The following is a 25,911-nucleotide window of genomic DNA, read 5'->3' as shown; positions in this document are numbered from 1 at the left end:
GGAGGCGATACATCATGTGTTGCCCATTAAGCGAGAAGATCGAATATACCCGAGAGCCGTGAAGCCTAAGGCAAAGAAATACCCCAATAAAAAGAAAGCCAGTCAGCTTAACTGACTGGCATTAGCCGTTGTCGGCGCTTTTTCTGTTTTACCCTGACGGTTATTCAAAGCCCATCTGGTGTCGGCCAAGCTCTGTCAGATCGTCCAGTGTAGCGCGTCCCGCGTAACTTTTTTCATGATGCTCCGGGGCAAAGTCCGGGCAGCTTTCACCGTTTAAAAATGCCGTCCGTTGTTTGGCAAGGAAGGTGCGGTTTTTGCCGCAATCCGGCGCGGCACCGATAAACAGCACATTGCTGTACTCTGTACCATTGTGCTTATCTTCTACGGCATGAATGGTGTCCGGATGCCACCAAACGGTATCTCCCGGCTGCATTTGCGGGATAGAAACCAACCCTTCCAGCAACAAGGGGTGCCATTTGGGTGAAACAGTCAGTGCGCGACCGGGTGCAGCGCCACACAAATCATCCTCTGGCACATCATCCTGCAGCGCGCGCAGCAGCATGTAAGGCATCGCCAGCGAAGATGGCACCATTTGCAATGTGCCGTCGCCTTTACCTTGTGGTGTCAATGCTACCCAGCCTTGGAAAGTGCGGAACACGCTGCATACTGCAGGGGAAGGATACTCTTCCACTTCGATGCGGTTTGCCCCGTGGAATGCCTGGTAGTTTTTCCAGTCACCGAAAAACACATCGTGGTAGACCTCGCGGTAGTGAGGCTCGATCCAGCGTTCGATAGAGCCAGAATCAACATGGGGAGAAAGTCCTAAAGTCGCATCACCCGGCTCGCGGCGGCGCACCCGGTCTGCGTAACTCGCTTCCCTGTCGGGATCAAAAAAGGTTTTGTCGCCTTCCTGCCAGGTCCAGAGGCGGTTCAGGTTGCGGCGTGCAACAGCCATATTCGGGTGCTGGCGCGCCCAGATTTGTGCCTGAGACCAATAGATGCCGAAGATCTGTGGTTTGTCCGATTTCAACTGGCTGAAGTAGTTGTCTTCAACCGTAGGGATGTGATCGTAGTAACCGTTGTCGATGATATAACGGGAGAGCGCTTCGTTGTGCGCTGAAACCTCATCCGCAGGCAGGGTATGACGGATAATGCAACACCCGGATTGCAGTACTTTGGCGCGCTGTGCATCGGAAAAGCCGTGCGCGGCAATATCAGCATATTCAAACTGCGGGATCGCAGAACCTGCCGCTTCTTCCTGTTTGATGCGGGCAACTTCTGCTTCCATTGCCTCACTGACCTGCTTAAACCGCTCGCGGTAGTCGGGCATGTTGTCCCTGAGCATTTTCTTCAGGTCGCGAATTTGTTGCGGCATGTTGTCCGTGGAAAGTGCCATACATCCTCCTTTCGTCTGCGCTTCATCCAAGGTTGCAGGCAAGCTGTCTTGGCATTCAGGCGCAGCAATTCAATCCGGGTCTTAAACAGCCTGATCGACTGACCATGAGTGTGATCCAAGGCTGATTTCGTCATCTGAAATTAACGATTTTGCAACCGTATTTGCACAAATATACTACCTTTATTGGAACGTTCCAGTTTATTTTTTGAACTTCGCCGCATTTCACTCGCAGGTTTTTGTAATTGAAGTGCAAATTTTTTTTCGCACCGGGCGCAACAGGCTGGGCTGGAAATTTGGGGTGACTGAGGGTGGTTAAGGGCAAAAAATCCGTACATTCCAGTAGCCAGAAAGTGACGGTCATTGACGTCGCAAAAGCGGCGGGGGTGTCGAAATCCACTGTCTCGCTGGTGCTGCGTGGCAGCACCAATGTGAAGGCCGAAACCGTCTCCAGGGTGAATGAAGCGATTCGCGCACTCGGGTATGTGTACAACCGTGATGCTGCAGGACTCAGAAACCGCGAGTCCAACCTGGTGGCTATTGTCGCCAACGATCTGGCAAACCCATATCTGGCGCAGGTGATCATTGCCTTGGAAGGGGAGCTGGAGCAACAGGGTTTTATGCCGGTAGTAGTGAACATCAACGAGAGTGTTGAACGCCAGGCCACCATGGTGGAATCCCTGAAAGAACACAATGTGGCGGGTTTTTTTATGACTCCGGCACCGGAAACAAAAGCGGAATGGCTTAGCGCACTGGCTGACGCGCACCCGCTCATTTGCCTGATGCGGGAAGTGGAAGGGGCGACGGTGCCCGTCATCAAGCCGGATAACCGCCGCGGTATGTACGTCGCTACACGCTACCTGATTGGGCTGGGACACAAGCGCATTGCTTTTGTGGGCGGAATGGCCTCTATCTCAGATTATGTCGAGCGTCGGGAAGGGTTTAAAGATGCGATGCGTGAAGCGGGACTGGCGGTCAAAGAGGACGACATAGAAACCAGCTCGACCAAGCGTCACGGGGGCAAGATTGCCGTCAACCGGGTGCTGGATCGCGACGACAGCATCACCGCGGTGATCTGTTTCACCGATGTGGTGGCATATGGGGTTTATACCGCGCTCAGGGAGCGGGGTCTCACACCGGGCAAGGACATAGCCGTGGTGGGCTTTGATGATTTGGAAGACAGCCGTTTGATGTCTCCAGCGCTGACGACCGTCAGGGTACGGGCAGAAGATATTGCACAAATGGCAACAGAACGCTTGCAGCAATGGCGGCAAAACCAGCAGATACCGGACAACGCGCTGGTGGATGTAGAGCTGGTTGTCCGTTCGTCTTGCTGTTTGGTGGGGGAAAGGGCTGGGGGTCTGGCCTAGGTTTTCCCAATTTGGAAAGGAAGACTGTGTGAAACGCAGGTCAATGACAACAATGGGATATATATCATGAAGAAAAACAACATGATGCAAACCCTGCCCCTCGCAGGTACTTTGCTGTTTTCAGCGGCTGCCGTGCAGGCAGAGGATGTGGAGGTTCTGCACTGGTGGACCTCCGGCGGTGAAGCAGCTGCGCTTAACGTGTTAAAGGACGATTTGGCCAGTCAGGGTATTGGCTGGCAGGACATGCCGGTAGCAGGTGGTGGTGGCGGTAACGCGATGACCGTGCTGCGCGCGCGCGTTTCCTCCGGCAATCCGCCAACCGCAGTTCAAATGCTGGGTTTTGATATCCAGGACTGGGCAGCGGAAGATGTGGTCGCCAACCTCAATGGTGTCGCCAAAGAAGAAGGCTGGAATGATGTGGTGCCAAATGCGCTGCAACGTTTCGCTAAATACGATGGCAAATGGGTCTCTGCGCCGGTAAACGTTCACTCCACCAACTGGATCTGGGCGAACAAGAAATTGCTCGATGAAGTTGGCGCAAAGCAGCCTGAAACCTGGGATGAGCTGATTGATACCCTGGAGAAACTCAAAGCGGCCGGTTATATCCCATTGGCACACGGTGGTCAGGCATGGCAGGACGCCACCATTTTTGATGGCGTGGTGTTAACCACCGGCGGCATCGACTTCTACAAGAAAGCCATGATTGACCTCGACCCGAAAGCGCTGGGCTCTGACACCATGGTGAAAGTGTTCGACCGTATGTCCCAGCTTCGCGGTTATGTGGACAAAAACTTCCCGGGTCGTGACTGGAACCTGGCCTCTGCCATGGTGATCCAGGACAAAGCCGGTATGCAGATCATGGGTGACTGGGCGAAAGGGGAGTTCCTCAAAGCCGGTAAGGTGCCGAACGAGGATTTCCTCTGCTTCCGCATGCCGGGTACTCAGGGCATGGTGACCTTTAACTCTGACCAGTTCGTGATGTTTGATGTGGGTGATTCCAAGGCGCAAGAAGCCATGGCAAAAGCCATCATGTCGCCTGAATTCCAGTCTGCATTCAACGTGGTGAAAGGCTCTGTCCCTGCCCGTACCGATGTCTCCAACGCAGCCTTTGATGCCTGTGGTAAGAAAGGTATGGCGGATCTGGCTGAAGCCAACAAGAACGACACCCTTGTCGGCAGTATGGCTCACGGCCATGCCGCACCGGCAGCGGTGAAAAATGCGGTCTATGACGTGGTGACTAACCACTTTAACGGTGGCATGGACTCCAAGCAGGCAACCAAAGCACTGGTTGCAGCTGTGCAGGACGCGCAGTAAGCGAAAAAGCGGGGAGGAAGGGCATGGGCCCTTCCTCTTTTGTTATCTGATAGTCGCGCCTTGTCGTATTGAAGGATCAACTATGGCCTCTCCCGGAAAATACAGTTCCCGCCAGTTCTGGCAGCAGTTGCTGCCGAAAATCGTTATTGCACCCTCGTTCGCGCTGATCTTGTTTTTTGTCTATGGCTTTATTGTCTGGACAACTTATATCTCGTTTAGCCGCTCGCGCATGCTGCCCAACTACAATATTGATGGCCTGCGCCCCTATGAGAAATTATGGAACAGTCTGAACTGGCAGGTTGCGCTGGAAAACCTGGCGACATTCGGCATTCTCTACATTGTGATTTGCTGTGCGCTTGGTCTTTTTCTGGCGATATTGCTGGATCAGAAAATCCGTATTGAAGGCGGTTTGCGACCCATTTTCCTCTACCCGATGGCATTGAGCTTCATCGTGACGGGGACGGCCTGGAAGTGGTTTTTAAACCCCGGACTGGGTCTGGAAAAAACCATGCATGAGCTGGGCTGGACCAGTTTCAGTTTTGACTGGCTGATCAACCCGGATATGGCGATATACACCGTGGTGATTGCCGGGGTGTGGCAAACCTCCGGGTTTGTCATGGCCATGTTCCTTGCCGGCCTTCGTGGTATCGACAATGAAATGTTAAAAGCGGCGCAACTCGATGGAGCATCCGCGTTTCAGATGTACCGGCGGATCATTATTCCCCAGTTGCGCCCAGTGTTTCTCAGTGCGTTTATCGTGCTGGCCCACATGGCAATCAAGAGCTATGACCTGGTAATTGCGCTGACCGGCGGCGGGCCGGGCAATGCCACAGAATTGCCTGCCACCTTTATGTACTCCTACACCTTCTCACGTAACCAGATGGCCGTGGGTTCAGCCAGTGCCATCATCATGCTGATGACTATCGCGGCCATTATCGTGCCTTACCTTTACAGCGAGTTGAAGGAGCCCAAACATGGCCAGCACTGATATTTCCTCACCGTTTCAGGGCACCCGGTTCTGGCGGGTGCTGATATATGTCACCTTGCTGGTGTTTGCCTGCATGTACCTCTTGCCTTTGTTCGTCATGCTGGTGACTTCGTTCAAAGAGCTGGATGAGATCCGCCAGGGTAACATGCTCGCCCTGCCGGAAGTGTGGACGGTACAACCCTGGGTATCCGCGTGGGGGACAGCCTGTATCGGCCTGACCTGTGAAGGGATCAGCGGGTATTTTGTCAACTCCATCGCCATAACGGTGCCGGGGGTTTTGCTCTCTACCATGCTTGGGGCACTTAACGGTTATGTACTGACCAAATGGCGCTTCCCCGGTCATAAGTGGGTATTTGGCCTGATGTTGTTCGGCTGCTTTATTCCTTTCCAGGTCGTGCTGGTGCCGATGAGTCAGGTGCTCGGTATTCTGGGGCTAGCCAATACGACATCCGGGCTGGTGTTGGTACACGTGATATATGGGCTGGGTTTTACCACCTTGTTTTTCCGTAACTATTACGAGGCATTCCCGAGCGAGCTTATCCGCGCGGCGATGATTGACGGTGCCGGGTTCTTCCGCATGTTTTTCCGCATCCTGCTGCCAAGTTCAGGGCCGATCATCGTGGTCACCATCATCTGGCAGTTCACCAATATCTGGAATGACTTTCTGTTCGGGGCCTCGTTTGCCGCGGGCGATACCGCGCCTATCACAGTGGCGCTGAACAACCTGGTGAACTCATCCACCGGGGTAAAGGAATACAACGTACACATGGCCGGAGCCATGATCGCAGCATTGCCAACACTGTTGGTCTATGTGCTGGCCGGGCGCTATTTCGTTCGCGGCCTGATGGCGGGTTCAGTAAAAGGATAAGTTTGAATGGCATCTCTCACTCTTAATAATGTAAAGAAGCGCTTCGGTCAGATTGAGGTTTTAAAAGGGATAGATATTGCCATTGATGATGGTGATTTTCTGGTGTTGGTAGGCCCGTCGGGCTGTGGTAAATCCACCTTGTTGAACATGATTGCCGGGCTGGATGGGATCAGTGACGGAGAGGTCAAAATTGGGGATGTGGTGATCAATGACCTGCATCCGGCAGATCGCGATATTGCCATGGTGTTCCAGTCCTATGCCCTGTATCCGAACATGACAGTAGGACAGAATATCTCCTTTGGCCTTGAAATGCGCAACGTTCCCAAGCCGGAGCGTGAGCGTAAAATCGGTGAAGTTTCTGCCATGCTGCAGATTGAACACCTGCTTAAACGTAAACCTGGGCAACTGTCCGGCGGGCAACGCCAGCGGGTCGCCATGGGGCGGGCACTGGTACGCGACCCGAAAATTTTCCTGTTTGATGAACCGCTTTCAAATCTGGACGCCAAGTTGCGTGTGGATATGCGCACGGAAATCAAACGTCTGCACCAGCGCCTGAATGCCACCATTGTCTACGTCACCCATGACCAGATTGAGGCCATGACGCTGGCGACCAAGATAGCTGTGATGAAAGACGGCGAGCTGCAGCAACTTGGTTCACCGGCAGAGGTTTATGGTGACCCGGCTAACACCTTTGTGGCGACCTTTATGGGCAGCCCTTCTATGAACCTGATTGAAGCAAAGGTTGAGTCGGCGGATGCGCAATCTACCACGGTGCAAATAGAAGGCTTTGAAGGAATGCAGAACATGACCCTTTCCCGTGGCTTCACAGAGCTTTCCGCCTACGATGGGAAAAACGTGTTGCTGGGTGTGCGTCCGGAAGACATTACCGAAACTGCAGACACAGGCGTATCCACTTTGCGTTGCCGGGTGGATGTGACAGAGCCGACCGGCGCCGATACCTATGTGATCACGTCTATCGGCGGGAAGGAAGTGGTGGCGAGGATGTCTGCCAATGCTGGACTGAAAGCGGGGGATGTGACCTCGTTGCAGTTTGATGCAGACAAACTGGTGGTCTTTGATAAAGAAACGGGTAAACGCATCCGATAAAAAATGCTCCCTCGGGAGCATTTTTTATCACTCTGGTTGAGCTTTCCCTTGTCATCAAACTCCGGCAGCTGGCTTAAACTCTGGCGTTTTTAGGAACGGGCAGGATCTTGACCTGTTTGATCATATTTTCCGCCACCTCGATGATTTCCATCTGGTGACCTTCAACTTCAATGCTCAGGCAGTTGGAAGGGATATCTTCAAGGTGTTCCAGAATCAGGCCATTGAGGGTTCTTGGCCCATCGGTAGGCAACTCCCAATTGAGGCTCTTGTTCAGGTCACGGATATTGGCGCTGCCTTCAATCATGTAACTGCCATCGGGCAGGGCAGTGATCTCATCGGCAAGGCTCGGTGATAGTGAGGTGGTAAATTCCCCCACAATCTCTTCCAGAATATCTTCCAGGGTAACCAGGCCAATGATTTCGCCGTATTCGTCGACGACTAAACCAATGCGGGATTTGTTGCGCTGGAATTTAACCATTTGCACGTTAAGCGGGGTACTTTCAGGAATGTAGTACACCTCATCGGCAGCACGCAGCAGGTTTTCCTTGTTGAATTCGTTTTCCACCATGATGCGGTAGGCTTCGCGCACCCTGAGCATGCCCACTACTTCATCAATGGTGTCACGGTAAAGCACCATGCGCCCGTGTGGTGCGTGGGTGAGCTGGCGCATAATCGCTTTCCAGTCATCATTGACATTAATGCCGGTGATTTCATTGCGCGGCACCATGATGTCATTAACGGTGACTTCTTCAAGCTCAAGAATAGACAACAGCATATCCTGGTGGCGGCGGGGAATAAGGCTGCCTGCCTCGTTTACCACGGTTCGCAATTCTTCCGTACTCAAGTGGTTTTTACCGTCATGGCTGGTGGCAAGACCCATGATTCTGAGAAAGCTATTGGTGATACCGTTGACCAGCCATACCAGCGGGTAAAGCGCTTTCATCAAAAAGCTGAGCAAAGGGCTGCTGATGTAGGAAACGCGCTCTGGATAGAGGGCGGCCAGGGTTTTCGGTGTCACTTCTGCAAACACCAGCACCACCATGGTCAGGCCGCCGGTTGCAATGGCGACACCAAGATCGCCATACAGGCGCATACCTATGATGGTGGCGATAGCAGAGGCAAGGATATTAACCAGATTATTGCCGATGAGGATCAGGCCAATCAGCCTGTCTGGGCGCTCAAGCAGTTTCTCAACACGCTTGGCACCTTTGTGTCCTTGGTTGGAAAGGTGTCGTAACCGGTAGCGGTTTAACGCCATCATGCCGGTTTCCGAACCGGAGAAATACGCGGATATGACGATGAGCAATACCAAAAGGGACGTTAACGTGCCCGTCGATATGTCGTCCAAATTGCAAGTTCCTTCTAGGTTGGTTCAGTCCTAATTAAGGGCAAGAATCTGCGCCTGTGTCAAACACTGAGGCGCAAATTCTTTCTATTGTCTAACTGGCGATAATCACTTCGCGTACGAAACGGCTGCCAAAATAGGCCAGTGTCAGCAAAAAGGCACCGACGATACTAATCCAGATAACACGGCGACCTCGCCAGCCTGAGCGGTAGTGTCCCCATAGCAATACGCCATAAACCACCCAAGCCAGAGCCGACAATACGGCTTTGTGTGCTTTGCCCTGTGCAAGGATGTCGTGCACAAAGAAAAAGCCGGTCAGCAAGGTCAGGGTCAGCAGGATTTCACCAATAAGGATGATATTGAAAAGCTGGCGCTCCACCGCCATCAGTGGCGGCACGTTGGGGTTGATAACCAGCCGCTTCTTACTTTTAAGCTGGTAATCCAGCCATGCCAGTTGAATGGCATAAAGGGTCGCTATCATCAGCGTGGCATAAGAAAACAGAGCCAGGGAAATGTGCAGCAGCACTTCAGGGTTGGCTTCCAGATGGGTAATAAACGCACCTGGCAACAACGTAGAGGCAGCAACATTAATGGCAGAGAAGCTGTACACCACTGGCAGAAGCACCCATACCCGCATTTTGAACATCAGGCCGGTGGTGATGGTGGCAATGATAAAGCTGATCAACGAAGCGACATTGAGAATACTGAGGTTTTGGCCGCTATTGGAAAGGATCAAATCAGACAATAAATAGGCGTGCAGCACCAGTGCGCCGCAGGCACTCAAAAATACCGAGCGGGCCGGGATCTGATTAGGGCCAGACAAGCCGGGAATGATTTGTAATAGTGCCGCACCGTAAAGTACCGCAGCCGTGAGTGCTAAAAAGATATCCATGTGTCTTTCAACAACATCGCGTCAAAAAAGAAAGCAGTTAGTATACCCTGCACAACAATTCGTCGCTATTGGTGCAAGGCTTAAACCTGTTTCGCCGCTTGCAAACCTGAATGAAATTTCATTTTCAGGCTTTAAAACTAACATTCAAGCCAGCATGTAAGCTAAAGCAATATTGCGATATAATCGCGCAAATTTTTGTGTTTATTGCCACTGATGCACGTGGCGCCGTCGCGTAGAGAGCGAGTAGGACATGTTTGAGAACTTAACAGATCGTTTATCCCGTACGCTGAAAAACATCAGCGGCCGTGGTCGACTGACAGACGACAATATCAAGGACACGCTGCGTGAAGTGCGCATGGCGCTGCTGGAAGCTGACGTCGCGCTGCCAGTAGTGCGTGATTTTGTCAGCCGTGTAAAAGAAAGTGCGGTTGGCCTTGAAGTATCAAAAAGCCTGACACCGGGTCAGGAGTTTATCAAGATTGTCCGCACTGAACTTGAAGCGGTCATGGGCGACTCCAACACTGAGCTGGATCTGGCAACTCAGCCGCCAGCTGTGGTGCTGATGGCAGGTCTGCAAGGTGCGGGTAAAACTACCAGTGTCGGCAAACTGGGTAAGATGCTTAAAGAGCGTCACAAGAAGAAAGTGCTGGTGGTGTCTGCCGACGTTTATCGCCCTGCGGCGATCAAACAGCTGGAAACCCTGTCCCAGGACGTTGGTATCGACTTCTTCCCGTCAACGCCTGACCAAAAGCCAGTAGACATTGCCAAGGCGGCAGTGGCGCATGGCAAGCTCAAATTCTATGACGTCGTGATTGTCGATACCGCAGGTCGCCTGCACGTCGACGAAGAGATGATGGACGAAATCAAAGACGTCCATGCTGCCATCAACCCAATTGAAACCTTGTTCGTGGTTGACGCCATGACAGGTCAGGATGCGGCGAACACGGCGAAAGCGTTCAACGATGCGCTGCCGCTGACCGGTGTGGTTCTGACCAAAGTCGATGGTGATGCCCGTGGCGGTGCAGCACTGTCTGTGCGTCACATTACCGGCAAGCCAATTAAGTTCCTGGGTGTAGGTGAGAAAACTGACGCACTGGAGCCATTCCACCCTGACCGTGTAGCCAGCCGTATTCTGGGCATGGGTGACGTTCTGTCTCTGATCGAAGATCTTGAGCGTAACGTCGACAAAGACAAAGCTGAGCAACTGGCGAAGAAGTTTAAAGAGAAGAAAGGTTTTGACCTTCAGGACTTCCGCGACCAGCTGCAGCAGATGAAGAACATGGGCGGCATGATGGGCATGCTGGACAAGCTGCCGGGCATGTCGAACCTGCCGGATGATGTGAAAAACCAGGTGGACGACAAAATGTTTGTTCAGATGGAAGCCATCATCAACTCCATGACACCAAAAGAGCGCGCGCGCCCAGACCTGATTAAAGGTTCACGCAAGAAGCGTATCGCTGCCGGTTCCGGTACCCAGGTACAGGACGTTAACCGCCTGCTTAAGCAGTTCACCCAGATGCAGAAGATGATGAAGAAGATGCAGAAGGGCGGCATGAAGAACATGATGCGCAATATGAAAGGCATGATGGGCGGCATGGGTGGTGGCGGCGGAATGTTCCCGCGTTAATCTGCATACAAACCGTATTCTGTTAGGGGGAGTAATCCACCTAATTGATAATAAAGCAAAGGGATTCGCTAAGTGATTGAATGACGGTTTTAGCTGATGCTTTTTTGGCTAAAGCAGTTGCATTCGATCACAGAAAGCGTAAAATTCCGGAGCTTTATTTTGGCACGAGGCCCCGTATTAGCACGGGGCCAATTTTATTCAGTAATGCAAAGAGGACGATATGGTTACCATTCGTTTGGCACGTCACGGCGCGAAAAAGCGTCCATTCTATCAAATCGTTGTTGCAGACAGCCGCACAGCTCGCGACGGTCGCTTCATTGAGAAAGTAGGCTTCTTCAACCCAGTTGCACAGGGTCAAGAAGAGAAACTGCGTCTGGACCTGGACCGCGTTAACCACTGGGTTGGCGAAGGTGCAGCTGTTTCTGACCGCGTAGCAAAACTGATCAAAGACGCTGCTAAAGCTGCGTAATTGAACAGTCTCAGGGTTGAAGAAAAAGAAATGAGTGAGCAAGAAAAGGTTGTAGTAGGCAAGCTAGGTGCTTCTTATGGCATCCGTGGCTGGCTCAAAGTTTTTTCTTACACTGAAAATGCCGAAAACATCTTCAGTTACTCACCTTGGTTTATCAAGGTGCGTGGCGAGTGGCAGGAGTTCGGTCTTGAAGACTGGAAACGCCACGGTCAGGGTTATGTAGGCAAGTTGAAAGGTCTGGATCAGCGTGAAGACGCCCAGGCTCTGACAAATGCTGAAATTGCAATTAATGCAGAAGCGTTGCCGTCGCTGTCAGATGAAGAATTCTACTGGCGCGAACTGTACGGAATGGAAGTAGTGACCACCAAAGGTTACAACCTGGGTAAAGTTACTGACATTCTGGAAACCGGCTCTAATGACGTACTGGTTATTGCAGCTAACCCGAAAGATGCTTTCGGACAGAAGGAACGATTAGTACCGTTCCTCGATGGGCAAGTCATCAAGGCGATTGATCGCTCTGCTCAACGGATCGAAGTTGACTGGGATCCTGGATTTTAATTCCCCCAGTAACATTTAAAGCAATAGGAGCGGAAAAATGTGGGTTGGTATTATCAGCCTTTTTCCTGAAATGTTCCGTGCTGTTACTGAATTTGGGGTAACTGGCCAGGCGGTGAAAAAAGGCCTGCTCGAAGTAGAAACGTGGAATCCCCGCGATTTTACTCACGACAAACACCGGACGGTTGATGACCGCCCATATGGTGGAGGCCCGGGCATGTTGATGATGGTGCAGCCTTTGCGCGACGCCATTCACGCTGCCAAGAACGCCGCTGATGGCAAGGCGAAAGTGATTTACCTTTCCCCTCAAGGCCGAAAGCTTGACCAAGCAGGTGTTGAGGAGCTGGCGCAGAACGAGAACCTGATTCTTATCTGTGGACGCTACGAAGGGGTAGATGAGCGCATTATACAAACCGAAGTCGATGAAGAATGGTCTATCGGGGATTTTGTGCTCAGTGGTGGTGAACTGCCAGCCATGACCTTGGTTGATGCGGTTGCCCGGTTTGTGCCGGGTGTACTGGGAGACTTTGCGTCAGCGGAAGAAGATTCTTTCGCAAATGGCTTGCTCGATTGCCCTCACTACACACGTCCTGAAGTGTTGGATGGATTGGAAGTGCCTGCGGTACTGAAATCTGGAAACCATAAGGACATTCGCCGCTGGCGATTACAACAATCGCTGGGCCGTACCTGGCTCAGAAGACCAGAGCTCCTGGAAAACCTAGCTCTGACTGACGAACAGGAATTACTGCTTGCTGAGTTCATTAACGAACACAGACAAGTACCTAAAGATATTTAGTATCAGTTTATTCTAGGGTATAGAAAATGAGTAACATCATCAAAGCGCTCGAAGATGAGCAACTTAAACAAGACGTTCCTGCGTTCAACGTAGGTGACACTGTTGTCGTTCAAGTTAAAGTTAAAGAAGGCGAGCGTTCTCGTCTGCAGGCTTACGAAGGCGTTGTAATCGCTAAGCGTAACCGTGGTCTACACTCTGCATTCACCGTACGTAAAGTATCTAACGGTGAAGGCGTTGAGCGTGTATTCCAAACTCACTCACCAGTTGTTGACAGCATTACTGTTAAGCGCCGCGGTGCAGTACGTCGTGCCAAACTGTACTACCTGCGTGAGCGTTCTGGTAAGGCAGCTCGTATCAAAGAGCGTCTGGCTAAGAAATAATCGCTCCGGCGTTTATACCCCGAAAGGGACAGAAAGCCCGTCTGAAAAGACGGGCTTTTTCTTTTTCTGCGTTTTCGTTTTTGTCGAAGCATCGCCATGCCATAATGCGCCCAAATTAAGGAGAAATTACGTGCGATACGATTGGATACTATTTGATGCTGACGAGACCCTGTTTTCTTTTGATGCTTTCGCGGGTCTCAAGGTGATGTTTGCAGGTTTAGGTGTTGATTTTAGCGAGCAGGATTTTGCCGAATACCAGACTGTGAACAAACCGCTGTGGGTGAAATACCAAGACGGTGAAATTTCTGCCAAACAATTGCAAGAAGACCGCTTCCTGGTCTGGTCTGAAAGACTGGATGTATCCCCGGCCGAGCTGAACAGCCGCTTTTTGGATGCGATGGCGGATATCTGCCAGCCACTAGAGGGCGTGCGTGAAGTGCTGCCAGCACTGGCGCAGCGCGCAAAACTTGGCATTATTACCAATGGTTTTGTGCAGTTACAACAAATCCGCCTGAAAAAAACCGGCCTCAGTGAATACTTCTCTCACATTGTGATTTCGGAAGAAGTTGGGGTGGCAAAGCCGGATGTTGCCATTTTCGACCATACGTTTGCGCAGATTGGGCTGCCGGATAAATCACGTATCCTGATGGTCGGTGACAATGCTGATTCCGACATACGTGGTGGCCAGAATGCCGGGATTGATACCTGTTGGCTGAATGTCGATGATAAACCTTTGCCGCACGGTGTAATGCCTACCCATACTGCCCGTTCTTGGCAGGAGATCCACAGCCTGCTTCTAGGTTAGGCGGTAAAAAACGCACCATACGGGGAAGAGAACGCTAGTTTTCTTCCCCGTTTTTTTATGTCGGCAGAATAATTTCCCTTCAAAAACGCGAACATATTTCTCGGGTTGCAAAGATAGAACAACGGCGAGCCAAAAGATACGCTTTACTCCTGTCAGCAGGTAGAGCCTGCTGATTATTGTGGCAATCAAATTGCTGTTTTTGATGAGAGGAGCGGCGCTATGCAGCCAACAGAAACGTTACAAAAACAATTGGTGGGCGCGTTATCCCGGAACTGGTGGGTGTTGTTGTTGCGGGGTATTGCATCGATTATTTTCGGTTTTTTACTTTGGACCCTGCCGCCTGGCGAGTCGATTGAAACCATGGTCTTGGTGTTTGGTGCTTTCGCCTTTATTGACGGTGCCCTGCAGGTATGGACAGCATTGATGGAGCGCAAAGAGCGCGACAACTGGGTTGTTCTTCTACTTTGGGGTGTTGTCGGTATCGCTGCCGGTATTATGACTTTCTCCGTTCCCGGACTGACTGCCGTGGCACTGCTGTTCTACATCGCAATTTGGGCGGTGGTCAAAGGGGTATTGGAAATCATCACTGCTGTCCGTTTGCGTAAAGAGATCAAAGGCGAGTGGATGCTTATCCTAGGGGGCATTTTGTCTATCCTGTTCGGTGGTTTCCTGATGGCAAGCCCTGCTGCGGGTGCAGCGGCTTTGGTATGGGTGATCGCTATGTATGCTTTTGTGTTTGGGGTTTTGTTTGTTGCCTTGTCCCTGAAACTGAAGGGATTGAAAGCTGACAACATGCCGTCCTGACCTGTGAAGTGCAGATAATTGGGTATATAGTGCTGTTTTTCCCTGACAAAGACTGAGGATCAGTATGGTGAAGAAAATGCTAGCGTCATTGGTGATGCTGCTGATGGTAGGCTGTGCCGCGGTGCAAAATGCAGAGTCTCTGGTCAAGGAAGGCAAATGGCAAGCTGTCGGCGAGCAGGATGGTGTTCGCGGATTGCCATCACGGTCAATGACGGATCTGGAAGAATTGGCACAACGCGCTGGCGTTGATAACGTTGATGTGAACGAATACGAAGCCGGATATAACGAAGGCATTGATCGTTACTGCGATGTGGGCAATGCCTATGACATCGGTTTGTCTGGTATGCAATACCTAGGTGTGTGCTCTTATCTGCCGGACGGTTTGCGTTTCCAGATGGAATGGCAACGTGGTTTTGAAGATTTTCAGTCTGCTGATCAAACCTTCTGATTTCCATTTAATTCCAGTAAGAATAAAAAAGCCACCTAAGGTGGCTTTTTTCTATTTCGTCATCTTATCGTTACACATTAGTTTTGATTTTTCGTGCAGTATTCCCTAAATATTGGGTGCCTTTCCTGGTTTGTAAAAATATATTTACACTGTTATTTTTTATTTACGATGGCTTGCAATCGTCATTGAGGCTGTTATTGTGTCCAACAGTCGCGTAGAAAATGTCCACTCGCTGCGAAAAATAATTCAAAAGGAAGTTTGTCATGGAAAGAGACCTGCTTACCAACGTCCATATTCAGGACGAAACCGTACTTATCACGCCGGAACAGTTGCGAAAAAAGCTGCCGGTAAAAGCCCAGACGCTTGATTTCATTTCAAGAGCCCGTCAGGACATTGCCAATATCATCCATAAAAAAGACCACCGTCTTCTGGTGGTGTGTGGGCCATGTTCTATTCACGACACCGATGCGGCAATCGAGTACGCAAAGAAACTCAAAGTTCTCTCTGAATCGCTCAGTGACCAACTTTACATCGTGATGCGTGTTTACTTTGAAAAACCCCGTACCACTGTTGGTTGGAAAGGGTTAATCAATGATCCCAACTTAGACGGGTCTTTTGATGTAGAAGCTGGGCTTCACAAAGCGCGTGAACTTCTTATCACCCTGGCTGATATGGGGCTGCCACTGGCAACCGAAGCGTTGGATCCAATTAGCCCACAGTACATTGGTGATCTCTTCAGTTGGGCGGCGATTGGCGCACGCACCACGGAATCCCAGACCCACCGTGAAATGGCAAGTGGCCTTTCCATGCCTATCGGTTTTAAAAATGGTACCGATGGCAGCTTGGGTACCGCCATCAATGCAATGAAAGCGGCGGCTTCCGGCCACAGGTTCATGGGGATAAACAAAGAAGGACAGGTCGCATTGCTCACTACCCAGGGCAACCCTGACGGACACGTCATATTGCGTGGCGGCAAGCAGACAAACTATGACTCAGTCTCTGTGAACGAATGCGAAAATGAGATGATTCAGTCAGGGTTAGCACCTTCACTGATGGTAGACTGCAGCCATGCTAACTCACGCAAAGATTTCCGCCGCCAGCCGCTGGTCGCGGAAGATGTATTCCATCAAATCCGTGAGGGGAACACCTCTATCATTGGTCTGATGATTGAAAGTAATATCAATGAAGGGAATCAGTCGGCAGATCTGCCACGTCAGGAAATGGCCTACGGTGTATCCATTACTGATGCCTGTATCAACTGGCAAGATACTGAAACCTTACTGCGCAGGGCGCATGAAGAACTGAGCCCCTTTCTTGAACAACGTTTAAAAGGACACTAAGTCACATGGTTGCAGAGTTAACCCAGCTTCGGGATCAGATTGACGAGGTTGATAAACAAATGGTCGAGTTGCTGGCGCGTCGTCTCGCGCTGGTTGCGAAAGTGGGCGAAGTGAAAAGTAAACACGGCTTGCCCATTTATGCCCCAGACAGGGAAGCGGCTATGTTGGCCTCCCGCCGAGAAGAAGCTGCGTCGAAAGGGATACCACCCGATCTGATTGAGGATATTCTGCGCCGTACCATGCGTGAATCCTATGCCAGTGAAAATGATTCAGGCTTTAAGTGCCTGAATCCTGAATTACGCTCTGTTGTGGTCGTTGGTGGTAATGGTCAGTTGGGTAAACTGTTCTGCAAACTGTTCCGACTGTCTGGTTACGACGTCAAAGTGCTTGGCTCCCAAGATTGGGATAACGCAGACGCGATGCTGAGTGATGCAGGTATGGTGGTTGTAACCGTGCCTATCCATAAAACGGACGGTGTAATCCGTTCTTTGGGCAAGTTGCCAGACGATTGCATTCTGGCGGACTTAACCTCCATCAAGAGTGAACCTCTGCAGGCGATGCTTGAATCGCACAAAGGACCGGTAGTCGGTCTGCATCCTATGTTTGGCCCGGATATTTCGAGTCTGGCCAAGCAGGTGATTGTTTACTGTGATGGCCGAAATCCTGAAGCCTACCAATGGTTGTTGGAGCAGTTTCGAATTTGGGGTGCGAGCCTTCACCGTATCAGTGCGATTGAGCATGATCAGGGCATGACGCTGATTCAGGCGCTTCGTCACTTCACCTCATTCGTCTACGGCCTGCACCTTGCCGAAGAGAACCCGAACCTTGAGCAACTTACGGCGTTGAGTTCACCGATTTACCGTTTGGAATTGGCGATGGTCGGTCGGTTGTTTGTGCAAGATGCCCAGCTTTATGCTGATATCATTATGTCATCACCGCAAAATATCGACATGATCAAACGCTTCCACGCACGCTTTGGTGAAGCAATTGAACTGTTGGATGCTAAAGACAAAGAAGGTTTTATCAGCGCCTTTAACCAAGTTGAAAACTGGTTTGGGGAGTTTGCCCCCCGCTTTATGAAAGAAAGTCAGGCGTTGTTACGGCAAGCCAATGACACTGCACACCGTAGTTGATTAGTTTGGTGGATTGGTTTGGTGAAGGGATAGATATGACAAAGGAGCCTGAAGGCTCCTTTGTCATTTGGGGTTAAACATCAATTTCAGTCGGGGCGACGTTTTCGATCGGGTACGATCCCAGTACCTTGATATAACGTGTGATTTTTGTCAGCTCCTCTAGAACAGCTTTCATCACATCGGTGCGCATATTGCCTTCGACATCGACGTAAAACATCTCTTCCCATGGGTTGCCCAGAACAGGTCGCGACTCCAGCTTGGTCATATTGATGCCGTGGTTACGCAATACCAGCAGGCATTCCACCAAAGAACCTGCAGTCTGGCCAGTCGACATAATGAACGTGGTTTTGGCCGGAATGAGTGCGGTCACTTCAACGGGCTTACGTGCCACCACAATAAATCTGGTGTGGTTCTCCTGCTGGTTGGCAATACCAAACTTGAGTGGTTTGAGTCCGTACAGCTCTCCGCTGGAGGCATTTCCAATAGCGGCAACAGACGGGCTGGCAAGGGCTGCCACTTCTTTCATTGCTTCAGCGGTGCTTGAGCAATACTCCTGTTTAATGTCTCCCAAGGAACGTAAAAACTCACTGCACTGCTGGTGTGGCTGCGGGTGGGAATAGAGCACCTCGATTTTATCGATATCAGTGTCAACAGCTGTCAGCAGGCAGTGTTCAATCGGTTGGGTGATTTCCCCCACAATCGACAGCCGGGTGTGCTGCAGCTGGTCGTAGACGTCGTTGATCGAACCTGAGCTGGTGTTTTCAATCGGCAGTACGCCGTAGTCAGCATTGCCGGTCTCCACCATGTCCAACACTTCTTTGAAGCTCTGGCACTGAATTTCGGCGAGTTTGGTGTGTTTACGCGCAAAAAAATTACGGGCAGCAAGATTAGAGTATGAGCCTTTACCACCGAGAAAAGAGACACGGGCCAGAGGCTGCTCGTTTTCCGGGTTGGCAAGACGCTGCAGGAAGGCTTGTTGATAGAGGACGGAGTCTTCAATGATGGTATGGAAGATTTTGGTCACATACTGTGGATCCAGTTCGTGGGTTTTGCCATTGGCCACCAGCTTTTCCAACAGTGCCTGCTCTCGTTCTACATCGCGGACAGGCTTTTGTGTCTGGATCTTACTCTTTGCAACTTCAAGGCTCAGCTTTCGGCGCTCTGCCAAAAGGGCCAATAACTCTTGATCAATCCGGCTGACATTGACCCGAATTTCATCCAGTGAAAGTGTTGGTTTACTCATTCCTTGTTCCTGCTTGTAATGCTACGCCCAAAACGAAAAAACCTCCCTGATTGAGGGAGGCTTTCGGGATTTGCCGCTATCGATGCTCGTCCTTACGCCCCACCTCGTCAGAAGCGGAAAAAGAAGCGAAAGAAAAATGGAGTTGTTGGCGTCATCGATACGTTATCTTATTGGTTCAATTATTGTTCAACCATATTGGGGCGGCGTTGTCATGTCAAGACGAATCAGCCCCGCTTTAAGCGGGGCTGACGGATAGGGGCCTCTTGTTTATCTTATGCAACTTCTTCAGATTCTGATTCTTCTGCAGGGAGTTCAGCGTGGCTTGCGCGGCGCGCTTCGCCTTTGTGAGCCTGTTTGTTCAGCTGTTTCTCCAGCTTTTGACCCACTTCATTGATGGCGGCATACATGTCATCGTGTTCAGCAGAAGCAATCAGCTTCGCACCCGGGATCATTACTCCCGCTTCAATTTTAAATTTGTTACCCGGTTCTTCACTGATCACGGCATGAGGGTTAATGAGAGCGACTTGCCACTTTTCCAACTTTTCAAAGCGAGACGTAATGCGGTCACGAATGGCGGCAGTGATGTCGATGTTTTTACCAGTAATTTCTACTCTCATAGATGTTTCCTCTTTTGCTTGCCCTTTGCTGGGCTCACTTTCAGATTACGTTTCTGGTATTGAATTAATGTGATCATTATCACCTTTATGGCGTGATTTTTTTTCTGTCTGAGGATTTGTGATCCTGTCTTTAACTCTGGCCGATTCTGGTCGAAAAGTGCTTGAACCCCTGATGATATGTGTTGCAAGATGAGTAGGTTAAGGTCGCTAGCGAACACGGTACGTTAGGGATTTTGTTCGTGCTAAAGAAGGATGTGGTGAAGATTTCAACAGTGCATCTTTTGACCTGGACATCCAAAACACACATGCCTTAAATGAAAAAAGCAGCTCATGGCTGCTTTTTTGTTATTCGGCGTTTTCTGTCGGCTTGAAGCGCTTACGCGCTGACGTTGTTCAGTTTCATCAGCTCGCGGGTACGCTGTGCCGGCTCTTCCAGTTTCAGCTCTTCATATGCCTTGAGCATCAATGGCAGCGATCTTTTCGCCGCATCGGTATCCGGAAAATCACGTTGGATTTGCTGACAGCGGTTGATCACGGCAATCCAGGCTTCGCGGCGTACGTAAAAATCAGCGGTTGCCAGTTCATAGTCGGCCAAGCGGTTTTTCAACGCGATTAGACGCTTGGCGGCATCTGCGGCGTACTCACTGTCAGGGTATCTGTCCAGAAGACGGCGGAAGTCTATAAACGCACGGCGGGCTGGCTCTGGGTCGCGATCTTCACGATCCATATTCAGCATATCGTGGATAAAGCTTCTGTCCTGCGCCATGTTTGTCAGGCCGCGCATATAGAGTACCCAGTCAATTTGCGGATGACCTGGGTTCATACGCATAAAGCGGTCGATGGTGGCTTCGCCTAAAGCCAGATCATCGTTTTTGTAGTAGGCATAGATCAAATCCAGCTGCACCTGCTCTGAATACGCACCAAACGGATAGCGGGAGTCAAGTGCTTCCAGTTTCTGAATAGCGTTATTCCAACTGCCTTCATTGAGTGAAACCTGTGCTTCCTGATACAGCTCTGATGGCGGGATATCAGGCACAACTTCTTCTGTGCTTGAACATCCGGCCAGCACAGAAATGGCAAGTAAAGAGGAGAGAGTAAGGCGTTTCATTACTACAGGTGCTTCCTTGAAAGAATATTTTCAGCCTTTGCCATTACGGAGTCAGCCGCAAAAAGCTACAATGGCGCGATTGTGGGCTATTCTACCCATCGACCAAATATAATACCAACTGGTAAACGTGACCAAGCCCTAGGGCTTAGCAGTACGCTACTTGGTATTAGTCTCATTGAGAATCAAAAAGTTCGTTATGGCACAGCAGTTAGAGTTAATCAGTACAGTAAATGAGAATCAACTGGGTCAGCGTCTGGATCAGGCATTGGCAGAGTTGTTCCCGGATTATTCCCGATCCCGCATCAAAGAATGGATTCTGGCCGACAAAGTAAGTGTCGATGGTGAGATCGTCAACAAACCGCGTCTGAAAATGATGGGTGGCGAAGCCATCGTCGTTCAGGCGGAAATCGAAGACGAACAGCGTTGGGAAGCACAGGACATCCCACTGAACATCGTTTATGAAGATGACGATATTATCGTGATCAACAAGCCACGTGACCTGGTGGTTCACCCAGGTGCGGGTTGTCCGGATGGTACAGTGCTGAACGCACTGCTCTACCATTACCCTGACATCGCAGAAGTGCCGCGTGCAGGTATCGTTCACCGTCTGGATAAAGACACCACCGGTTTGATGGTGGTAGCGAAGAACATCCCAACCCAGACCCGTTTGGTGCGCGCGCTGCAAAAACGTAAGAAATTCACCCGTGAATACGAAGCGATTGCCATTGGCACCATGACGGGCGGCGGTACAATTGAGAAGGCGATTGGCCGTCATTCAACCAAACGCACCCATATGGCAGTGCAGGAGCTGGGTAAACCGGCAATCACCCACTACCGAGTGGTTGAGCACTTCCGTGCACACACCCGTCTGCGTCTGCGTCTGGAAACAGGCCGTACTCACCAGATCCGTGTTCACATGGCATACCTGAACCATCCATTGGTTGGTGACCAGCTTTACGGTGGCCGTCCACGTCCGCCTCGTAACGCAGGTGATGAACTGATTCAGGGTCTGCGTAAGTTCGACCGTCAGGCGCTTCATGCGGTGATGCTGCGAATTGAGCACCCAACCACCAAAGAATTGATGGAATGGCATGCGCCAGTTCCAGATGACATGGTGGCGCTGACCGAAGTACTGCGCGCAGATACTTTGGAACATGGCGATCAAGATTACTGATTGGAACGATTTCATGGATTGGATAACACCGGATTGGCCCGCGCCATTAAATGTTAAAGCCATCAGTACGACGCGTAGTGGTGGTTTTAGCCGAGCGCCTTATGACAGCCTGAATTTGGGTGATCATGTTGGGGACGATCCGGCGGTTGTCGCCGAAAACCGTGAATGTCTGGCCAAGACGATGGCAATGCCAAGGTCACCAGCCTGGCTTAATCAGATCCATGGTACAGAGGTAGTGACACTGCCTCTGTCATGTGTGCAGGTACCGGATGCAGATGCATCCTTTACCGATGCGCAAGGTGAAGTCTGTGTGGTGATGACAGCGGATTGCCTGCCGGTGCTTTTCTGCAATGAGGAAGGTACCCAGGTCGCTGCGGCGCATGCGGGGTGGCGTGGTCTTGTCAACGGTGTCCTCGAGCAAACCCTTTCCCATTTCGATGACAGCAGCAAGGTCATGGCATGGCTCGGTCCTGCTATTGGCCCTTCTGCGTTTGAAGTGGGCGGCGAAGTCCGCGAGCAGTTTATTGCGCACGATGAAGGCTCAGGCATTGCGTTTACTGCGCACAACGACCGCTGGCTTGCAGATATCTATCTCCTTGCCCGACGTCGGTTGGCTGCTGCCGGTATCACGCAGGTATATGGCGGCGATCTTTGTACTGTTTCTGAACCAACCCGGTTCTTTTCCTATCGCAGAGAAAGCGTTACCGGTCGACAGGCAACGTGCATCTGGATCAGTTCAGAAAACCGCTGACCTGTAGCGATAAATATTTCGCCAGTTCACTTGAAAACAGCCATAGCCGCTCCCATTTTTTCGATAAGCAACACACAAAGTTTTTATCGAATGAATTAAAGGGGGGAGGCTATGCGCCTTGACCGATTTACCAGCAAATTCCAATTAGCCATTTCTGACGCTCAGTCACTGGCTTTAGGGCGCGATAATCAATATATCGAGCCTGTTCACTTGATGGTGTCTCTCCTCAACCAGGACAGCAGCACTATCCGTCCCCTGATGACACTGCTCAATGTTGATCTAACCCAACTGCGCTCGAGCCTGAGTGAAATGCTCGACAAGCTGCCGAAAGTCACCGGCACTGGCGGTGATGTTCAGCTATCCCATGGCATGGGTATGCTTTTCAACATGTGTGACAAGTTGTCGCAAAAGCGCAAAGACAAATACATCTCTTCTGAGCTGTTTATCCTGGCCGCTGTAGAAGACAAAGGGCCTCTGGGTGAGCTGCTGAGAAGTTTGGGGCTGACCACCAAAAAAGTGGAAGACGCGATCGATAAAGTTCGCGGTGGTCAGGCTATCAATGATCCCAATGCTGAAGAAGCGCGTCAGGCGCTGGAAAAATTCACCATCGATCTGACCGAAAAAGCAGAGCAGGGCAAGCTTGACCCTGTGATCGGCCGTGATGAAGAAATCCGCCGTACTGTGCAGGTTTTGCAACGCCGCACCAAAAACAACCCAGTGATCATCGGTGAGCCGGGCGTGGGTAAAACTGCGATTGTAGAAGGACTGGCGCAGCGCATCGTAAATGGTGAAGTGCCGGAAGGTCTTCGCAACAAACGTGTATTGTCTCTGGACATGGGTTCACTGGTTGCGGGAGCCAAATACCGCGGTGAGTTTGAGGAGCGCCTGAAGTCTGTTCTCAATGAACTGGCAAAAGAAGAAGGCAATGTCATTCTGTTTATCGATGAGATCCACACCATGGTGGGGGCAGGTAAAGCAGAAGGCGCAATGGATGCAGGTAACATGCTCAAACCTGCGCTAGCGCGTGGTGAGTTGCACTGTGTGGGTGCGACTACACTGGACGAGTACCGTCAGTACGTGGAAAAAGATGCAGCCCTTGAGCGTCGCTTCCAAAAAGTGCTGGTGGATGAGCCAACGGTGGAAGATACCGTTGCAATCCTGCGCGGCCTGAAAGAACGTTATGAATTGCACCATGCAGTAGAAATTACTGACCCTGCGATTGTTGCGGCGGCAAGTTTGTCGCACCGCTATATTTCCGATCGCCAACTGCCGGATAAAGCTATCGACTTGATTGATGAAGCGGCTTCCAGCATCCGTATGCAGATTGACTCTAAGCCAGAGCAGCTAGACCGTCTGGAGCGTCGCTTGATCCAACTGAAGATTGAGCAGCAAGCACTGGCGAAAGAAAACGATGATGCAAGTAAAAAGCGCCTGGAAACCCTGCAAAGCGAAATTGACGAGAAAGAGCGCGAATACGCAGAGCTTGAAGAAGTGTGGAATGCTGAGAAAGCGGCGCTTTCCGGAACCCAACATATTAAGAGTGCGCTAGAGCAGGCTCGTACCGATTTGGAGATCGCCCGCCGTGCAGGTGACTTGAACCGTATGTCTGAACTGCAATACGGTCGCATCCCAGAGTTAGAGAAACAACTGGATCTGGCAAGTCAGGCGGAAATGCAGGAAATGACACTGCTGAAAAACCGTGTGACTGACGCGGAAATCGCAGAGGTGTTGTCTCGCCAGACTGGTATCCCGGTTGCCAAGATGCTGGAAGGCGAGAAAGAAAAACTGCTTAAGATGGAAGACGAACTGCATGATCGCGTGATTGGTCAGGAAGAAGCCGTGACATCTGTTGCTAACGCCATTCGCCGCAGCCGTGCTGGTCTGGCAGATCCAAACCGTCCAATCGGTTCGTTCCTGTTCCTTGGCCCTACCGGTGTGGGTAAAACTGAGCTGTGTAAATCACTGGCTGAGTTTATGTTCGACAGCAGCGATGCCATGGTGCGTATCGATATGTCCGAGTTTATGGAGAAACACTCCGTAGCTCGCTTGGTCGGTGCGCCCCCAGGTTATGTGGGCTATGAAGAGGGGGGGTACCTGACAGAAGCGGTTCGTCGTCGTCCTTACTCGGTCATTTTGTTGGATGAAGTTGAGAAGGCGCATCCTGATGTGTTTAACCTGCTTCTGCAAGTGCTGGATGATGGCCGTCTGACAGATGGCCAAGGTCGTACGGTCGACTTCCGCAACTCGGTTGTCATCATGACCTCTAACCTGGGATCAGATCGTATTCAGGAACACTTCGGTGATCTCGATTATCACGGTATTAAAGCCATGGTCATGGATGTGGTGAGCAAGCACTTCCGACCTGAGTTTATCAACCGCGTCGACGAGTCTGTTGTCTTCCACCCACTAGGTCAGGAGCACATCAAGTCAATTGCCGGAATCCAGCTTGCACACCTAGCACAGCGAATGGCTGAGCGTGATCTGGTGTTAGAAGTGACCGATGAAGCGCTGACTATGATTGCTGATGAAGGCTTTGACCCAGTGTATGGTGCGCGTCCATTGAAGCGGGCTATTCAACAAAGTGTAGAGAACCCATTGGCGCAGTCTATTCTGCGCGGTGATATAAAACCGGGGCTACCTGTGAAACTGATAGTAGAAGACGGTCAGATAAAAGCAGTGCAGTAGTAGCAGCTTCACCAACAGTAAAAGAGGTCCTCGTGACCTCTTTTCTTTATATAGCCTCGAGCACGACTAGGATTATCCTCATGCAAATGAGGAGGTAAAACAAAACTTATCCACAGGCTTTTGTGTGATTGGTGTGAGTACAATGTGTGGAAATAAGGCTTTCGAGTAAAACGCATTCAAAGTCGACTTTTTTCATAAAAAACTTCCGAAAAGCCCTTGCCAAGTTTTTGAAGCTCCCTATAATGCGACCTCACTGACACGGAGCATGGCGCCAACAAGCGGCAAGCGTTCTGAGTCAAAGTGATAAGCCTTCCGAGGCAAGTCAACAAGACGTTTTGCAGGTTGCGAAAGCAACGTTGAAAAGTCTCAAAATTTCTTCTTGACTTCATCGCCTGGCAGCGTAGAATTCGCAGCCCTGACGGTGAGAAGCAAAGCTTCTTAAGTCAACGTTCTTTAACAATTTGACCAATGCAATCTGTGTGGGCACTCGTCATTGATAGACAAAAAGATTTATCAACGAACTGAGTGACCAAACGAAACTCTTCGGAGTTATCGGCACAGTCAATTTATATCAGTATTCGTTGAGCCAAAATTCTAATTGAAGAGTTTGATCATGGCTCAGATTGAACGCTGGCGGCAGGCCTAACACATGCAAGTCGAGCGGCAGCACAGGGGAACTTGTTCCCTGGGTGGCGAGCG

24 protein-coding genes and 1 rRNA gene are annotated in these 25,911 nt (G+C 50.8%); 19 read left to right on the top strand and 6 right to left on the bottom strand.

Annotation, left to right across the window (positions count from 1 at the left end; translation table 11 throughout):
- Window positions 1-160: 160 nt before the first annotated feature.
- Complete coding sequence (locus KU854_RS23485) at window positions 161-1,396, bottom strand: YbiU family protein (RefSeq protein ID WP_218360694.1); 1,236 nt, start codon at window positions 1,394-1,396, stop codon at window positions 161-163.
- A gap of 308 nt (window positions 1,397-1,704) precedes the next feature.
- Between KU854_RS23485 and KU854_RS23480 the strand changes: the two genes are divergently transcribed.
- The 5 genes from KU854_RS23480 to KU854_RS23460 all read left to right on the top strand — a co-directional run bounded on the left by KU854_RS23480 (window position 1,705) and on the right by KU854_RS23460 (window position 7,040).
- A complete protein-coding gene (locus KU854_RS23480; RefSeq protein ID WP_218360693.1) occupies window positions 1,705-2,763 on the top strand; it encodes a LacI family DNA-binding transcriptional regulator in 1,059 nt (352 codons plus the stop codon).
- A gap of 66 nt (window positions 2,764-2,829) precedes the next feature.
- The gene (locus KU854_RS23475) at window positions 2,830-4,077 is read left to right on the top strand and encodes an ABC transporter substrate-binding protein (protein ID WP_218360692.1); all 1,248 of its coding nucleotides are present in this window, start codon (window positions 2,830-2,832) and stop codon (window positions 4,075-4,077) included.
- An 82-nt stretch (window positions 4,078-4,159) separates the two neighbouring features.
- Window positions 4,160-5,065, top strand: coding sequence for a carbohydrate ABC transporter permease (locus tag KU854_RS23470; RefSeq protein ID WP_218360691.1), 906 nt, complete (start codon window positions 4,160-4,162; stop codon window positions 5,063-5,065).
- A complete protein-coding gene (locus tag KU854_RS23465; RefSeq protein ID WP_218360690.1) occupies window positions 5,052-5,933 on the top strand; it encodes a carbohydrate ABC transporter permease in 882 nt (293 codons plus the stop codon). The genes KU854_RS23470 and KU854_RS23465 overlap by 14 nt, the downstream gene beginning before the upstream one ends.
- Window positions 5,934-5,939: 6 nt before the next feature.
- Window positions 5,940-7,040 (top strand): ABC transporter ATP-binding protein, encoded by a 1,101-nt coding sequence (locus KU854_RS23460; protein WP_218360689.1) that lies wholly within the window; start codon window positions 5,940-5,942, stop codon window positions 7,038-7,040.
- Between the two features lie 73 nt (window positions 7,041-7,113).
- Here the strand turns inward: KU854_RS23460 and KU854_RS23455 are convergent, their stop codons facing one another.
- Together KU854_RS23455 and KU854_RS23450 are read right to left on the bottom strand one after the other, a co-directional pair.
- Complete coding sequence (locus KU854_RS23455; protein WP_218360688.1) at window positions 7,114-8,388, bottom strand: HlyC/CorC family transporter; 1,275 nt, start codon at window positions 8,386-8,388, stop codon at window positions 7,114-7,116.
- Window positions 8,389-8,479: 91 nt separating this feature from the next.
- Window positions 8,480-9,277 (bottom strand): cytochrome C assembly family protein, encoded by a 798-nt coding sequence (locus tag KU854_RS23450; RefSeq protein ID WP_218360687.1) that lies wholly within the window; start codon window positions 9,275-9,277, stop codon window positions 8,480-8,482.
- A gap of 250 nt (window positions 9,278-9,527) precedes the next feature.
- Here KU854_RS23450 and ffh point away from each other — a divergent pair, with 250 nt between their 5' ends.
- The 10 genes from ffh (at window position 9,528) to tyrA (ending at window position 17,634) form a co-directional block, all read left to right on the top strand.
- Window positions 9,528-10,904 (top strand): signal recognition particle protein, encoded by a 1,377-nt coding sequence (gene ffh / locus KU854_RS23445; protein WP_218360686.1) that lies wholly within the window; start codon window positions 9,528-9,530, stop codon window positions 10,902-10,904.
- A 220-nt stretch (window positions 10,905-11,124) separates the two neighbouring features.
- Window positions 11,125-11,373: a 30S ribosomal protein S16 gene (gene rpsP / locus KU854_RS23440; protein ID WP_218360685.1), complete on the top strand. Its 249-nt coding sequence runs from the start codon at window positions 11,125-11,127 to the stop codon at window positions 11,371-11,373.
- A 30-nt stretch (window positions 11,374-11,403) separates the two neighbouring features.
- Window positions 11,404-11,931 (top strand): ribosome maturation factor RimM, encoded by a 528-nt coding sequence (rimM, locus tag KU854_RS23435; protein WP_218360684.1) that lies wholly within the window; start codon window positions 11,404-11,406, stop codon window positions 11,929-11,931.
- A 37-nt stretch (window positions 11,932-11,968) separates the two neighbouring features.
- Window positions 11,969-12,724: a tRNA (guanosine(37)-N1)-methyltransferase TrmD gene (gene trmD / locus KU854_RS23430; protein WP_218360683.1), complete on the top strand. Its 756-nt coding sequence runs from the start codon at window positions 11,969-11,971 to the stop codon at window positions 12,722-12,724.
- 26 nt (window positions 12,725-12,750) lie between these two features.
- Window positions 12,751-13,104 carry a 50S ribosomal protein L19 gene (gene rplS, locus KU854_RS23425; protein WP_054779905.1) on the top strand — a complete coding sequence of 118 codons (354 nt, stop codon included), beginning with the start codon at window positions 12,751-12,753 and terminating at the stop codon, window positions 13,102-13,104.
- Window positions 13,105-13,234: 130 nt separating this feature from the next.
- Window positions 13,235-13,909 carry a pyrimidine 5'-nucleotidase gene (yjjG, locus tag KU854_RS23420; protein ID WP_218360682.1) on the top strand — a complete coding sequence of 225 codons (675 nt, stop codon included), beginning with the start codon at window positions 13,235-13,237 and terminating at the stop codon, window positions 13,907-13,909.
- A 219-nt stretch (window positions 13,910-14,128) separates the two neighbouring features.
- Window positions 14,129-14,713, top strand: coding sequence for an HdeD family acid-resistance protein (locus KU854_RS23415; RefSeq protein WP_054779906.1), 585 nt, complete (start codon window positions 14,129-14,131; stop codon window positions 14,711-14,713).
- A gap of 76 nt (window positions 14,714-14,789) precedes the next feature.
- Window positions 14,790-15,161: a DUF2799 domain-containing protein gene (locus KU854_RS23410; RefSeq protein WP_255555710.1), complete on the top strand. Its 372-nt coding sequence runs from the start codon at window positions 14,790-14,792 to the stop codon at window positions 15,159-15,161.
- Window positions 15,162-15,424: 263 nt separating this feature from the next.
- Window positions 15,425-16,501, top strand: a complete 1,077-nt coding sequence (locus tag KU854_RS23405) for a 3-deoxy-7-phosphoheptulonate synthase (protein ID WP_218360681.1) — start codon at window positions 15,425-15,427, stop codon at window positions 16,499-16,501.
- 5 nt (window positions 16,502-16,506) lie between these two features.
- The gene (gene tyrA, locus KU854_RS23400; RefSeq protein WP_218360680.1) at window positions 16,507-17,634 is read left to right on the top strand and encodes a bifunctional chorismate mutase/prephenate dehydrogenase; all 1,128 of its coding nucleotides are present in this window, start codon (window positions 16,507-16,509) and stop codon (window positions 17,632-17,634) included.
- Window positions 17,635-17,707: 73 nt separating this feature from the next.
- On the opposite strand, the gene pheA is transcribed toward tyrA, so the two are convergent.
- From pheA to bamD, 3 genes are all read right to left on the bottom strand, one after another.
- On the bottom strand, window positions 17,708-18,877 hold the full coding sequence (gene pheA / locus KU854_RS23395) for a prephenate dehydratase (protein WP_218360679.1): 1,170 nt from the start codon (window positions 18,875-18,877) through the stop codon (window positions 17,708-17,710).
- A 272-nt stretch (window positions 18,878-19,149) separates the two neighbouring features.
- Entirely contained in the window at window positions 19,150-19,494 is a 345-nt protein-coding gene (gene hpf / locus KU854_RS23390; protein ID WP_054779908.1) for a ribosome hibernation-promoting factor, HPF/YfiA family, read from the bottom strand.
- 376 nt (window positions 19,495-19,870) lie between these two features.
- Window positions 19,871-20,602: an outer membrane protein assembly factor BamD gene (gene bamD / locus KU854_RS23385; RefSeq protein WP_218360678.1), complete on the bottom strand. Its 732-nt coding sequence runs from the start codon at window positions 20,600-20,602 to the stop codon at window positions 19,871-19,873.
- Window positions 20,603-20,798: 196 nt separating this feature from the next.
- Between bamD and rluD the strand changes: the two genes are divergently transcribed.
- The 4 genes from rluD to KU854_RS23365 form a co-directional block, all read left to right on the top strand.
- Entirely contained in the window at window positions 20,799-21,776 is a 978-nt protein-coding gene (rluD, locus tag KU854_RS23380) for a 23S rRNA pseudouridine(1911/1915/1917) synthase RluD (RefSeq protein ID WP_218360677.1), read from the top strand.
- Window positions 21,777-21,789: 13 nt separating this feature from the next.
- Window positions 21,790-22,527 (top strand): peptidoglycan editing factor PgeF, encoded by a 738-nt coding sequence (pgeF, locus tag KU854_RS23375; protein WP_218360676.1) that lies wholly within the window; start codon window positions 21,790-21,792, stop codon window positions 22,525-22,527.
- 111 nt (window positions 22,528-22,638) lie between these two features.
- Entirely contained in the window at window positions 22,639-25,212 is a 2,574-nt protein-coding gene (gene clpB, locus KU854_RS23370; RefSeq protein WP_218360675.1) for an ATP-dependent chaperone ClpB, read from the top strand.
- Window positions 25,213-25,807: 595 nt separating this feature from the next.
- A 16S ribosomal RNA gene (locus tag KU854_RS23365) occupies window positions 25,808-25,911 on the top strand; the annotation flags it as partial.

The organism is Enterovibrio paralichthyis (genome assembly GCF_019209835.1).
GTDB classification, from domain to species: domain Bacteria; phylum Pseudomonadota; class Gammaproteobacteria; order Enterobacterales; family Vibrionaceae; genus Enterovibrio; species Enterovibrio paralichthyis.
The sequence above is the reverse complement of the archived record's forward strand: the minus strand, read 5'-3'. Positions and strand labels throughout refer to the sequence as shown.

Coding starts and splice junctions, on each gene's coding strand:
- ffh (WP_218360686.1), top strand. CDS start 9,528: ATGTTTGAGAACTTAACAGATCGTTTATCCCGTACGCTGAAAAACATC.
- clpB (WP_218360675.1), top strand. CDS start 22,639: ATGCGCCTTGACCGATTTACCAGCAAATTCCAATTAGCCATTTCTGAC.
- KU854_RS23470 (WP_218360691.1), top strand. CDS start 4,160: ATGGCCTCTCCCGGAAAATACAGTTCCCGCCAGTTCTGGCAGCAGTTG.
- KU854_RS23485 (WP_218360694.1), bottom strand. CDS start 1,396: ATGGCACTTTCCACGGACAACATGCCGCAACAAATTCGCGACCTGAAG.
- KU854_RS23460 (WP_218360689.1), top strand. CDS start 5,940: ATGGCATCTCTCACTCTTAATAATGTAAAGAAGCGCTTCGGTCAGATT.
- KU854_RS23405 (WP_218360681.1), top strand. CDS start 15,425: ATGGAAAGAGACCTGCTTACCAACGTCCATATTCAGGACGAAACCGTA.
- trmD (WP_218360683.1), top strand. CDS start 11,969: ATGTGGGTTGGTATTATCAGCCTTTTTCCTGAAATGTTCCGTGCTGTT.
- KU854_RS23450 (WP_218360687.1), bottom strand. CDS start 9,277: ATGGATATCTTTTTAGCACTCACGGCTGCGGTACTTTACGGTGCGGCA.
- rpsP (WP_218360685.1), top strand. CDS start 11,125: ATGGTTACCATTCGTTTGGCACGTCACGGCGCGAAAAAGCGTCCATTC.
- rplS (WP_054779905.1), top strand. CDS start 12,751: ATGAGTAACATCATCAAAGCGCTCGAAGATGAGCAACTTAAACAAGAC.
- pgeF (WP_218360676.1), top strand. CDS start 21,790: ATGGATTGGATAACACCGGATTGGCCCGCGCCATTAAATGTTAAAGCC.
- pheA (WP_218360679.1), bottom strand. CDS start 18,877: ATGAGTAAACCAACACTTTCACTGGATGAAATTCGGGTCAATGTCAGC.
- KU854_RS23415 (WP_054779906.1), top strand. CDS start 14,129: ATGCAGCCAACAGAAACGTTACAAAAACAATTGGTGGGCGCGTTATCC.
- rluD (WP_218360677.1), top strand. CDS start 20,799: ATGGCACAGCAGTTAGAGTTAATCAGTACAGTAAATGAGAATCAACTG.
- bamD (WP_218360678.1), bottom strand. CDS start 20,602: ATGAAACGCCTTACTCTCTCCTCTTTACTTGCCATTTCTGTGCTGGCC.
- KU854_RS23475 (WP_218360692.1), top strand. CDS start 2,830: ATGAAGAAAAACAACATGATGCAAACCCTGCCCCTCGCAGGTACTTTG.
- KU854_RS23410 (WP_255555710.1), top strand. CDS start 14,790: ATGCTAGCGTCATTGGTGATGCTGCTGATGGTAGGCTGTGCCGCGGTG.
- tyrA (WP_218360680.1), top strand. CDS start 16,507: ATGGTTGCAGAGTTAACCCAGCTTCGGGATCAGATTGACGAGGTTGAT.
- rimM (WP_218360684.1), top strand. CDS start 11,404: ATGAGTGAGCAAGAAAAGGTTGTAGTAGGCAAGCTAGGTGCTTCTTAT.
- hpf (WP_054779908.1), bottom strand. CDS start 19,494: ATGAGAGTAGAAATTACTGGTAAAAACATCGACATCACTGCCGCCATT.
- KU854_RS23465 (WP_218360690.1), top strand. CDS start 5,052: ATGGCCAGCACTGATATTTCCTCACCGTTTCAGGGCACCCGGTTCTGG.